Genomic DNA, 12,240 nt, shown 5'->3' on the forward strand with positions numbered 1-12,240 from the left:
CAATTATTTGTATATTTATGAGGGTGAAGACCTTGCACCTGGAAGTGGGATGTGTTTAAAATTGGAGGGTAACAAGTTTTTGCATAATTACAAAAATTTTAAATGAGGTGAAAATGGAAGTTGGAGTTCTCTTAGTCAATCGCTACGAAATCTGCCAACAGCTTAGTAAAAAGGCAGCAAGACAGACATTCTTAGCCAAGGATTTACATACTCAACAATTAGTTATCGTCAAGACTTTACAACTTGGTCAAGAATTTCAGTGGGATGACTTGAAACTATTTGAGCGCGAAGCAAAAACCTTGCAAAACTTAAATCACCCTGGAATCCCAAAATATCTGGATTACTTTGAAGCAGAAATTGATAATATTAAGAGTTTCTTTCTCATCCAAACCTATATTGATGCTCCTTCTCTAGAAACAGTAATTCGTAATGGACGAAAATTTTCTGAAGTTGAAGTCATTGAACTAGCTAAAAGTTTTTTAAATATCCTCACCTATCTACACGAACAAATCCCACCAATAATTCATCGAGATATTAAACCAAGTAATATTCTCTTGACTAACCGTTCTGGTAATAGTATCGGCAATCTCTATTTAGTGGACTTTGGTTCAGTACAAACTGTAGCGAGTAAAGATAGTGGGACGATGACTATAGTGGGTAGCTATGGTTATATGCCTTTTGAACAATTCTCTGGGCAAACAACAATAGCTTCAGATTTGTATAGTTTTGGGATGACTCTAATTTATTTAATGACGGGAGTTCACCCTGCTGAACTGCCACAAGTTAATGGAAGAGTACAAGTCAAAAATATTGCTATTAGTAATAAGTTGATCCGATGGTTGGAGAAGATGACACATCCTTTTCCTGATCAACGATTTGATTCTGCAAAAGTAGCAATGGCTGAACTTAAATCTAAAAATGAAAGTCATAGCGATGATTCCCATCTCAGACCTGTTGGTAGCAAGGTAAAAATATACCGAGATCAAAATAAACTAGAAATAGTGTTGGAAAAATATGAACTAGGAGTGATGAGTATAGCATTACCATTAATAATCCTATCTATTGTTGCTGGGATGTTATTTACATCAGGAATTGCTGTTTTGGTTTGCTTTGGTTTAATTACTTTAGGTGTGCTTATACGTCCGGTTGCAGCCGTAATTAATACAACTAATTTAAGATATAAAATCATATCTATTAATCGGAACTCGACTATCAGGATAGGCTTTAGTGATGACATATCAAAACCTACACGATGGACTGACCCATCTTCGGTCAACAAAATTAATCTTTTAGTGTATAACGCCGGCTATACATTTGATAACTATTTAAATGACCAAGGGAGGGTAGTAAAAGTAACCTATGCAATAACAACTTATCCCAAGTTATTTATGTACGCAGGTAGTATCGAATACGAAGTTAGTCATCAAAATCCTCATAATCTTCAATACTTATCTCAATGTGAATTATTATGGCTAGGACAGGAAATAAGTGATTTTTTAGGGATAGAAATGAAAGTTATTTATCCAACTCCAAAAGTGCCACCAGAAATTGGCTGTGGAGGAGGTTGTTGATTGATGAATGACGTGAAAATGACACCAGAACAGCAAAATTTATATGTTCAGATTTGTCAATTTGAATTAGACCAGCCCTCAGCTTACTTGCCTTTTTCAGCTAAATTAGCTTGGGAATATCAATGGACAGGAATTTATACTTACAGGGCAATTCAGGAATATAAAAAATTTGTGTTTCTCGTCATGGTTGCTGGCCAAACTTTATCGCCTCCAACCACAGTTGATCGAGTATGGCATTTTCACCTTCTTTATACCCAGTCTTATTGGGATAAATTTTGTGGGGAGGTGCTTAATAGACCACTGCATCATCTTCCAAGTATAGGTGGAAAAGAAGAGGGACTGAAATATCACCAGCAGTATTGTCAAACTTTAGAACTCTATCGGCGTTATTTTGGTCCACCACCATCAGATATTTGGAATCTGCCCAAGGTAAAAACTGAAAGTGCATCCTTTCAATGGGTAGATCGTCATCAATATTGGATTATTCCTCAGCCAAGGATTTTACGAACTTTTCAAACTTTAGTATCTCGATTTATTCACCGTAAACTGTAAACATCAACCCCTTTTTCTGGTTCTATATTCTTTCTTGTTCCTGACTCTTAACCTTCACGATAAATAGCATCTGCTACTAAAGTAACTTGTTGGATTTCTTCAACATCGTGAACTCGAAGGATATCTGCACCATTAAAAATCGCTGCACAACAAGCTGCGGCTGTTCCCCAGACTCTTGCTTTCGGATCTGGTTGATTGAGAATATTACCTATAAAACTTTTACGAGATGCTCCCACCAGAATTGGAGAATTGAGGGTTTTTAATGATTCTAAACGGCGAAAAATTTCTAAATTTTGCTCATGGTTTTTAGCAAAACCAATACCAGGATCAATAATTATTTTATTTGGGTCAATTCCCAAAAGTGTAGCTTCGGTAATTTTCTGAGCTAAAAATTGATAAATATCAGGAATTAGATCTTCATAATCTGTGAATTTCTGCATAGTTTGGGGTTTTCCTCGGATGTGCATTAACACAATCGGCACATTTAAACTAGCAACAGTTGGCAACATTTGCGGGTCAAATGTACCAGCAGAAATATCATTAACTATATCAGCCCCAGCGATAATTGCAGCTTTAGCTACTTCTGCTCTAGTTGTATCTACGGAAATGGGGACATCAATTAGTGGACGAAGCAACTCCAAAACTGATATCACTCGCTCCAGTTCTGCTTCTAGGGATATTTGTTCTGCCCCTGGACGGGTTGATTGTCCACCAATATCAATAATGTCAGCACCAGCCGCCACCATTGCCTGTGCCTGGTTTAAAGCGGCTGATGTGGTGTTAAATTTACCACCATCACTAAAACTATCAGGGGTGACATTCAAAATCCCCATGATATAAGTCCGCTTTCCCCAAGCAAAACAGTGATCTCTGATAGTTAAGTTATGAGACATGAAATTTTTTAACTTTTAATTGATGTATCCCCAATCCCCAATCCCCATTATTGATAGTTGACAATTCTGGCAAAACTATCAGCTTTTAGACTAGCGCCACCAACGAGAGCGCCGTCAATTTCTGGTTGTGCCATAATTTCATCAATATTATTCGGGTTGACTGAACCGCCATATTGGATAGGAACTAGGGGATTAGTTAATTGACTGCGAATTAAGCCAATTACCCGATTTGCTTCCTTCGATTCACAGGTATCACCAGTCCCAATTGCCCAAATTGGCTCATAGGCAATGATCAAGTTGGTTTGATCGATGTCTACTAAGTCTTTTTTTAACTGGGTGCTAATTATTGATTCTGTTTCCTCTGCATCTCGTTGTTGTTTGGTTTCCCCAACACAGAGAATGGGGATGAGTCCATGCTTTTGAGCAGCTTTGAGCCGGAGATTCACGGTTACGTCTGTTTCTCCAAAAAACTGCCGTCTTTCGCTGTGGCCAACAATTACATAACGCACACCCATTTCTGTAAGCATAGGGGCAGAGATTTCGCCTGTATATGCTCCATTCTCTTCCCAGTGGACGTTTTGTGCGCCTAAATTTACACGGCTACCATGTAAAGATTTGGACACTAAGCTTAAATCAGTGAAGGGAGGAAACAGTACAATTTCTCGTTCTGAGGGGGTATCCTCCAGGTGAGACAAAAATCCGCTTAAAAAGTCTGCGGATTCTGCCTGGGTTTTAAACATTTTCCAGTTACCAGCAATAACGATTTTCCGCACAGGTGATTTAATCAAAATTTTAATGCTACTAGATGCACTTTTTAATGTACTACTTTTTAGGACTATTCACGAAGCAGAATCCATCGGGTTACAGAAACGGTAGTCAGTAGGAATATAGGCAGAAGTGTTGGTCTTTATAATAAATGAGATGCTTTATAAGTTATTTGTTTATATGCTATCAATCAAGAGGAGGATGCCAACCACTAATTACCCAACGCTTTCGAGCAATAAGAATTACTGGATTATTGATTCGTAGCTTGACTATTGTGGTGCGACCAATAGCATTTATACCTTCTAATCTTGTACCATCAGCACTCCATCCAAAATGGTCAGTCCATTTCTGTTGACGAGGGTTAAAAAGTTGTATAGTTTCACCACTCAAAGGATCTATAGATTCAACTACATCACTTTTGAATTCGTTACATGAACGACAAGCTAAACAGAGATTTTCAAAAGTTGTTTCTCCACCCTTAGAAACTGGTTGAATATGATCATAAGTCATAGGAATACCGCTATTTGCTTCAGATGTTAAGCAATAACAGCAACGTGATTTATCCCTATCTATAATTTTTTTTCTTAAACTTTCAGAAATATATGTAGACACAATAATTTAACAATTTGATAGACGATACCCTCGCCAACTGAGTAATACTGCTGCTTGGGCTTTACATAACATAAATAAATCAGCCTCATATCGAAGTGACATCAACTCTAATCGTTCTACTTCAGTAAGTATACCCCTAGAGTTATGATCAAGCAGGATATTATATCTGTCCATATCATCTGCTGTTTTCCGACTATTGGCAATTTGCCAAAGAGTATTGTCATCTAGCTTATCTAATGCTGCAATTTCAGCTTGAAATTCCTCTGGGACATCATCCCATGCTGGTGGACTACCAACTTGCAAAGCATGAAGCATTACTTCTTCTAAGGGACGTTGAGTGGCATTAGCAGTATTAACTAATCGCTGATAGATAATTTCCGGGATTTGGAGAGTTACAGTTTCACTAAGCATAGGGTTAAGGTTAGGAGCTATTTTGTCTGGTGATTTCCCTTATTCTCAATCATCAATCCATTTAAATCTGAATCGTGCATCCCTATACCATTCTTTACCACCTTCCTGAGTTCTAAATTGTTGATAATATCGTTTGTACAACTTTTCAATATCTGTATAACCTATTATATATCCTAAAAGTTTTAAATCACTAGGATTTCCTGTTTGTAACTGTTTTATTCTCCGAGGCAAGTTCTGAGTTTTACCAATTTTGATACAGTTAGGATCTGCTACTGAATAAATAAAATAAACTACCCCAGGTTCACCTATAGGAGCTTGTTTACAATCTTCACACTGAATTATTTTTGGTAATGGAACAAGAGTTTCAAAAAATTGAAGTTCTTCTTTTAGTCTTTGTCTAAGATTTCTTTCTATTGTAAGGTCTTGCTCTGCTCTTTTTCTCAAATCTCTTTCTATTTCTAATTCTGCTTCTAAGTCTTGGCTCTTATTACGGAAAATACTTAAGTATCTTTTTCTTAATTCTTCGGTCATTTTTTGGCTTGCCTACTTACTACATTATTTTTACTATAATTACATCTTACACAAATGTATAAAAATAGGCAATGTTTCTATATAAGCATTTTCAATCATAACTAAGGTACTGTATACAATATTTACATATAAGGCAGGCTTATCTTGATCTGCCTGCCCTAAATACCCAGTTATAGCTATCCTATCCCAAATACAGAACCCACTGTAGACTTAATTGAGTTTCCTGCATCCTTTAAAGCCTGACTAAAGGGTTGTTTATTCTGCAAGAATACCCGCGCACAATTGCGTCCTGGCATACCGGAAATTGAACCACCGGGGTGTGTTCCTGCACCTGTTAAAAAGAGATTTTCAATGGGGGTTTTATAATTGGCTAATTCTGGCAAAGGTCGGAAAAAGATCATTTGATCCATCGTCATATCAATATGATAATAATTACCTTTGTATGATCCTAATCTTTCTCCTAATTCCGCTGGACTTTCGACTCTTCTAGCAATGATTGATTTTTGCAAATTTGGCGAATAAGTTGCTAATTTATCCACTACTCTATCTGCCACTTTATTTTTCAATTCATCAGTCCAACCTGTCCCTTTTAAACCTGTACCTTCTGCACCAGCAATTTGATAAGGAGCAAAAAATTCAATCCATAAAGTATGTTTCCCCGGTGGTGCTAAACTGGGGTCAAGGGCGCTAGGCATAACAACATACATGGAGGGGTCAGAATCGGGAATTTCCCCTAATGTACATTTACTATGAGCTTGTTCTACATGATTCATAGAATCGGCAATTAGAATTGAACCAATGAGATATTCATCCTTATGATCATGATCAGAAAAATTCAGCGGTTCATCTAATGCTAAATCTATTTTCAGGATAGTTTCATTGTTGTTGATAATGCGGCGTTTTAACCTTTCCCATAAATCAGGATCAACTGCATCAATATCACTTTGTTCAGTCATTTGTAAAAACAATCTTTGGGCATCAATATTAGAAATTACTCCATGTTTTGCTAAATATTCTTTACCATTTGCCACCCGCACACCTACAGCTTTAGCATCATCAATGATAATCTTTTCTACGTGCTGGTCTGTGAGAATTACTCCACCTTTCGTAGTCACTAATTTCACCAATGCTTGCACCAATGCACCTGTACCACCGCGAGGTCTAGCCATACCAGGATTATGACGCATAGCCATCATCATCACCCCAATTGCCAGATTTTTTTGAGAAGGTGGCGCTCCTAATTCTGATGCTAATCTAGCTAGGGGTGCTTTCAAAAATTCTTCATCAAACCATTCATTGAGAATATCCTCAGCACTATTAAGCATTGTTCGCACAAAATCAAAGCTTTTAGCGGGAGAACCAACTACAGAAAATAAATCTTTAACTTGTTGAAGATTGTAATTGCCAAAAATATCTATAATTGATTTGGGTGGGGCATTGAACATGGGAATCATGGCGTTAATTGCCCGTTGCCAATAATCTGTAAATTCGGCATATTTTTTAGCATCTCTTTCATTATAACGAGCAATTTCTGCACAGGTTTTTTCTAATGATTTATGAGCTAAAAAATATTTACCGTCGGGGTGAGGACAAAATACAACTGGGTCACATTCTAGATATTCTAAGCCATATTTTGTCAGTTCTAATTCTTCAACTACTGGACCCAAATGGATAAATTCATGGTCAATGGCACACAAATTAAATTTAAAACCTGGTGCTTTATCTGGGATACATTCTTCTGTTGTTGCTGCACCACCAGGAACAGGACGTTTTTCTAGTAACAGAACACTATAACCTGCTTTGAGTAAATAAGCCGCACAAACTAAGCCGTTGTGTCCAGCACCGATGATGATAACGTCGTATTCTTGCATATTTCTTATTACATACAAACCTGGCTTTTTTATATTATTATATTTAGCGCAAATTGCAAATAAATAAAAAAATAGACGATAAACCCAGATCCCCGACTTCTGATATAAACTCATAATTTATTTACAAGGTGAAAAAAGAAGTCGGGGATCTTCATTGACTAGATTAAACTTTCACTGTTTCTAATTTTACAGATATTGGTTGACGAATATTCTCAATCACTAGATTAATAGGAGCATTTGGACCAGTGACTAAACCCCGTCTTTGTGGTTTAATTTCCTGAGTATCAATTAATTGCATTGACCATGTTTTCATGACTGTAGCTAATATTAATTTCATTTCCATTTGGGCAAATGCTAAACCTATACAACGTCTTGCACCACCTCCAAATGGGAGAAATTCATAAGGTGAAAATTGTTTTTCTAAAAAGCGTTCTGGGTTAAATTTTTCGGGTTGGGGATAAATATCTTCCCGTTGATGAGTTAAATAAATTGAACCCATGATAATTGTCCCTGGTTCAAGTTGATGACCACAAACAGAAATAGGTGTTTTCACTTTGCGGGGAAAAGTCAACATTCCTACAGGATAAATTCTTAATGTTTCATTACAAATGGCAGTTAAATATGGTAATTTAAAGATGGTATTAGAATCAGGATTTTCTCCCAAACTATCCAATTCTGCTAATAGTTTTTCTCGCACTTCTGGGAGTTTATGAATCCAGTAAAAAGCCCAAGAAATCGCTGTAGCTGTAGTTTCATGACCTGCAACTAATAAAGTCATTAATTCATCTCTTAATTCTTCATCAGTCATAGGTTGACCTTCTTCATCTCTAGCAGCCATAAGTAGAGTGAGGATATCTGTTCGAGAAGGATCAAAATTTTCTCTTCTTTCTTGAATTTCTTGGTAAATAATTTGGTCAGATTCCTCCATCTTCTTCATTTTTTGTTTCCAAATTTCTGAAATCCCAAACATCTCCTTTAATTGAGGAAAATACAGAAAAGTAACACTCAATCTGCTACTACTTTGTTCGATAATTTCACAAAGTAACTGTTTAAGTTTTTCAGGGCGTTCTCCTTCATAAATACCAAAAACAGCTTCCATCATTACCCCAAGTGTAATCTCTTGAGAAACATTTCTGATATTAAAAGGTTGATTTTTTGGTTGTTTATTGATAGTTTTTATGGTGATATTTTCAATTATTTCTGCATAAGTTCGCATTCTTTCCCCATGAAAAGGGGGCATAATTAATTGCCGTTGCCGTTGATGTTCTTTCCCACTCAGACTAATGACAGAATTCTTGCCCAGTAAATATTCAAAAATACTGTTCAAATCTCCTGGTGCTTCCAACTCTTTATGATCATTACTTAATATCTGCTGCATAGCTTCAGGAGAATGTACAAATAGCAGAGGTGGTAAACTACTTTGTAATTTCAAAGTAAACAAATCACCATAGGTTTTGGCACATTCTACCATATAAGGCATAGGTCTGAAAATCCAGTTTAACACTTGAATAGTAGCTGGTACTTTTGGTCCTGGTAGTAGTTGCATAATTTTCTCCTGTTATAACTAACTCAACTTCAACTATAAACCCTCTTAGGGTAATTGGAACTTGACACGAAACAAAAAACTAAAAAATCATCAACTTATTCTCAATTTTCAGATTTTGATAACCTGGTTAATCAAAATATTGAAATACCATTTTAATAGGTGGTTAATTCATTAGTATCACTGATAAAAATCATTGGTAATGTCTCCAAGTTACTAATGATAACTATGTTAACGCTTATTTTATTAGCTCTTCCTTCTTCCTTCGTGTACTTCGCTCCTTCGTGGTTCATTTAATCCATATTCTGCAAACAAAGACAGGATAACCGAAAAATTAGTAATTATGGGGGTAACTATTTAACCTACTTATGGTGATATTGGGAAAAAGCAATTAACTATTAGATCCTCAAAGATGTAAAATTTTGGTTACGTTAAACGAGAATCTCGAGTTTTTTCCGATTTTATTAAGGTACTCAGCATGACAGCAATTACGACAAAGACAACTTCCGCAGTTCCAAATTTTTGTGAAGGTATCCAATATTTTGGGGAAGCATTGCCAAATTTTGAAAAATATGGGGCAACGCCGATTATAGAATCTGGTAAAATAGCGATCGCAAATCCCACCGATATAAATGCAGTATATCAAACATTACTGGCTGCCGATGCCCTGCGCTACTTAACCCTACAAGTCGCCGCTAGTAAGGCTTCTGGACATCCCGGCGGTTTTGCCAGCCAAGCAGAAGCTTATGCAGCTTTGGTCATGCTGGGACATAAAAACATTATCACCGAAGTTGGACACCACGCCCCTGGTTTCTATAGTGCCATGTTCTTAGACCGCTCCTTAGAAGACATGGGCATTTCTACAGTACAACAATTGCGCGATCGCTTTCGAGAAAAGCATGGATTATTAGGACACCTTTCCGGCTTCATTCCCGGTATTCTTGCCCCTGCTGGACCCCTGGGACAAGGGCAACATTTCGCCATGTCTGCTGCACTCCTACACCGTGATAAACTCTTCCCCTTCACCCTGGGAGACGGGGGACTGGGTGAACCCTATATCATGAGTGCAATGGCGCATTTTAACACCGCTTACCCCACTGTTACCAACTTCTTACCCATATTAGTGTGGAACGGTTACAGCCAAGAACACCACAGCATGGTATCTCTGAAAACCAACGAAGAGATGATTGCATTCTGGAAAGGTAACGGTTTTGCGGAATTCGTGTTAGTAAATGCCAAAGATTTTGACGACCAAAATCAAACTGGTGATTATGTTGATAGTACCGCATTTTCTTTTGAGAAGCGCCTAGAATTTACCAAAGCCGTATTAGTAGGAATGGATAAAGCTGCGCGTTCTGCACTGAGCGGAAAATTAACAGTATTTATTATCAAACAACTCAAAGGGGCTGGGGTTCATGCTTTAGGTGCAAAATCCCACAACCTCTATCCTAAAGATACATTAGACGCGCCCCATATCGTCGCAGCTTTACAAAAACGGGCATTATCAGCAGCAGCATGGCAAATTGTGCGGACAAATGCCGAACGTGCGGGGGGAGGTCCAGCAGCTAAAACTGTGGTGACAGAATTTGAATTACCCTTAGCAGATTTAGGGGAATTACCATTAGAAGAATATAAAGTCGGTCCAATTCCTCAAGTTTCCACAACCGCAATGGGTAGGTTAGTGGGAATAGTCGGAAATAAAGATAAAAATTTCCTAGTTACCAACGCTGACGGTAACGAAGCATCAGGAATTGCTAACATTAACCAAGCTTTAAAAATCAATCATCCTACTACCGATGATTTATATAATCAAGCCCCAGGAGGTCAAGTTTACGAACCTTTGAGCGAAGATGCTTGTGCAGGTTTAGCCGCTGGTTTATCCTTAATGGGGGCGAGAACTTTGTGGTGTTCCTACGAATCTTTTGCTATCAATGGTTTACCAATTTGGCAAACTGTCACCCAAGCAATGGCAGAATTACGCCGCAAAACACCCTCAACAATTACATTATTTACAGCGGGGGCCTTAGAACAAGGTCGCAACGGTTGGACACACCAAAGACCAGAAATTGAAGCTTATTTTGCTTCTTTGATGAGAACCGGAAATGTCTTCCCATTATTTCCCCCTGATGCTAACAGTATTCAAGTCTGTTATGACTGGGCTTTGCAAACAAAAAATAAGGGCATTGTCATTACTGCTAGTAAGTCTCCTTTGCCCATTAGAACCACTTTAAAACAAACGGAAGAAGGGTTAGAAAAGGGCGCGATTTTATTACATGAAATAGCAGGAGGGAAGACTGTTGTATTGGCTGTAATTGGTGATATGACTTTAATTCCTGCTTTTGAAGCGGCAGCATTTTTAGAAACTGAAGGTATTGGGGTGAAGATTGTTTCTATTATCAATCCTCGTCGTTTATATCGTCCTCATGATACTGCTTGGGAGACTTGTTCTGAAGCTGATGGCGGTTTTTTAAGTGATGCGGATTTTGAGGATTTGTTTGGTGGAGATGCCTTAATTGGTGTGACAGGTGGCGCTGCGGCGATGTTAGAACCAATCATGTTACGCAGTAATTCTAAGCGTGATACTTTTGCCTGGAAGCGTGGGGAAACTACGGCTAGTGCGGGTGAGTTGATGGCTTTTAATGGTTTGACTGCGGAAGCGTTGACTAAGCGGGCTATTGAGTTGGTGCATTAATATAATATAGTACCCCATCTAGGTTTTACTTGGGGAGGGGTATTATACTCAAAACGGTTGGGACATAGACTTTTATAAAATCACGAAAAACCTAGATTTGTAGGGGTTTAGCAGTGCTAAACCCCTACCCGCTTAAATCCAATAACTAAGCTGTTTTGAGTATATATTATGGCTATAATTTCATACTAGATGGTATTAAATTTACTAAGCTTTCAAATTGATTATTTCCTTCAAAAAAACATAAAGCATCTCTACTTAACCAACCTAGTAATTCCTTAGCATCTTTGTAGGTTGTTAGTAATTCATTAAATGACAATTTTCTAGTATTGAAAACAGGTTCATGATGAAATACACGGTTACGTACAACTTTTATATCATATATAATTTTCCGTATTCGCTTTATATCGCGTGCAAAATTGAGTTTTGCAGGAGCATTTGGAAAAACCTCCTTAACATAACGATTTTTCTCAATAAGCCATATAATTTTGTCATAGTCAGAACCCATAATTTCTGTCCAAAAACCAAAATTTAGCTCTGGGGTTAAAGTATCTGATTTGACACTCTCACTGGCTTTAGCCACTGAGATTCTTGGTTCAACGAGTCCACTTAACTTAGAACCCTTGCGGTATCTAAGCCAGAGGTGGTTCTCTCCCCAAGCGTTAACTTTCCCTCTGCCCGAAGGTAGTTGCATTACTGCAAATTTTGATTGAGTTTAAATTCTGTGTCGTCTAGCTCCCATGAAGATTTTACCTATTCGGAGGGCAGTCACTAGAACTATGGAATAGAACCCCATATCTTC

11 protein-coding genes are annotated in these 12,240 nt (G+C 37.7%); 3 read left to right on the plus strand and 8 right to left on the minus strand.

Annotation, left to right across the window (positions count from 1 at the left end):
- Positions 1–113 precede the first annotated feature (113 nt).
- Together EZY12_22030 and EZY12_22035 are read left to right on the plus strand one after the other, a co-directional pair.
- The gene (locus tag EZY12_22030; protein QSX67363.1) at positions 114–1,571 is read left to right on the plus strand and encodes a serine/threonine protein kinase; all 1,458 of its coding nucleotides are present in this window, start codon (positions 114–116) and stop codon (positions 1,569–1,571) included.
- The gene (locus EZY12_22035) at positions 1,572–2,123 is read left to right on the plus strand and encodes a hypothetical protein (GenBank protein QSX67364.1); all 552 of its coding nucleotides are present in this window, start codon (positions 1,572–1,574) and stop codon (positions 2,121–2,123) included.
- Between the two features lie 47 nt (positions 2,124–2,170).
- On the opposite strand, the gene folP is transcribed toward EZY12_22035, so the two are convergent.
- The 7 genes from folP to EZY12_22070 all read right to left on the minus strand — a co-directional run bounded on the left by folP (position 2,171) and on the right by EZY12_22070 (position 8,752).
- On the minus strand, positions 2,171–3,016 hold the full coding sequence (gene folP / locus EZY12_22040; GenBank protein ID QSX67365.1) for a dihydropteroate synthase: 846 nt from the start codon (positions 3,014–3,016) through the stop codon (positions 2,171–2,173).
- Positions 3,017–3,063: 47 nt separating this feature from the next.
- Positions 3,064–3,789, minus strand: coding sequence for a triose-phosphate isomerase (locus tag EZY12_22045; protein QSX70778.1), 726 nt, complete (start codon positions 3,787–3,789; stop codon positions 3,064–3,066).
- A 178-nt stretch (positions 3,790–3,967) separates the two neighbouring features.
- On the minus strand, positions 3,968–4,393 hold the full coding sequence (locus tag EZY12_22050) for an HNH endonuclease (GenBank protein QSX67366.1): 426 nt from the start codon (positions 4,391–4,393) through the stop codon (positions 3,968–3,970).
- Positions 4,394–4,399: 6 nt separating this feature from the next.
- On the minus strand, positions 4,400–4,804 hold the full coding sequence (locus EZY12_22055) for a hypothetical protein (GenBank protein ID QSX67367.1): 405 nt from the start codon (positions 4,802–4,804) through the stop codon (positions 4,400–4,402).
- A gap of 45 nt (positions 4,805–4,849) precedes the next feature.
- Positions 4,850–5,335 (minus strand): GIY-YIG nuclease family protein, encoded by a 486-nt coding sequence (locus EZY12_22060; protein QSX67368.1) that lies wholly within the window; start codon positions 5,333–5,335, stop codon positions 4,850–4,852.
- A 176-nt stretch (positions 5,336–5,511) separates the two neighbouring features.
- A complete protein-coding gene (locus EZY12_22065) occupies positions 5,512–7,206 on the minus strand; it encodes an NAD(P)/FAD-dependent oxidoreductase (GenBank protein ID QSX67369.1) in 1,695 nt (564 codons plus the stop codon).
- 163 nt (positions 7,207–7,369) lie between these two features.
- Positions 7,370–8,752 (minus strand): cytochrome P450, encoded by a 1,383-nt coding sequence (locus tag EZY12_22070; protein QSX67370.1) that lies wholly within the window; start codon positions 8,750–8,752, stop codon positions 7,370–7,372.
- A 475-nt stretch (positions 8,753–9,227) separates the two neighbouring features.
- Here EZY12_22070 and EZY12_22075 point away from each other — a divergent pair, with 475 nt between their 5' ends.
- Positions 9,228–11,441, plus strand: coding sequence for a phosphoketolase (locus EZY12_22075; protein ID QSX67371.1), 2,214 nt, complete (start codon positions 9,228–9,230; stop codon positions 11,439–11,441).
- Positions 11,442–11,613: 172 nt separating this feature from the next.
- Here EZY12_22075 and EZY12_22080 read toward each other — a convergent pair whose 3' ends face one another.
- Positions 11,614–12,132, minus strand: coding sequence for a hypothetical protein (locus tag EZY12_22080; GenBank protein ID QSX67372.1), 519 nt, complete (start codon positions 12,130–12,132; stop codon positions 11,614–11,616).
- Positions 12,133–12,240: the final 108 nt, after the last annotated feature.

It is taken from the genome of Dolichospermum sp. DET69 (assembly GCA_017355425.1).
Classification (GTDB): Bacteria; Cyanobacteriota; Cyanobacteriia; order Cyanobacteriales; family Nostocaceae; genus Dolichospermum.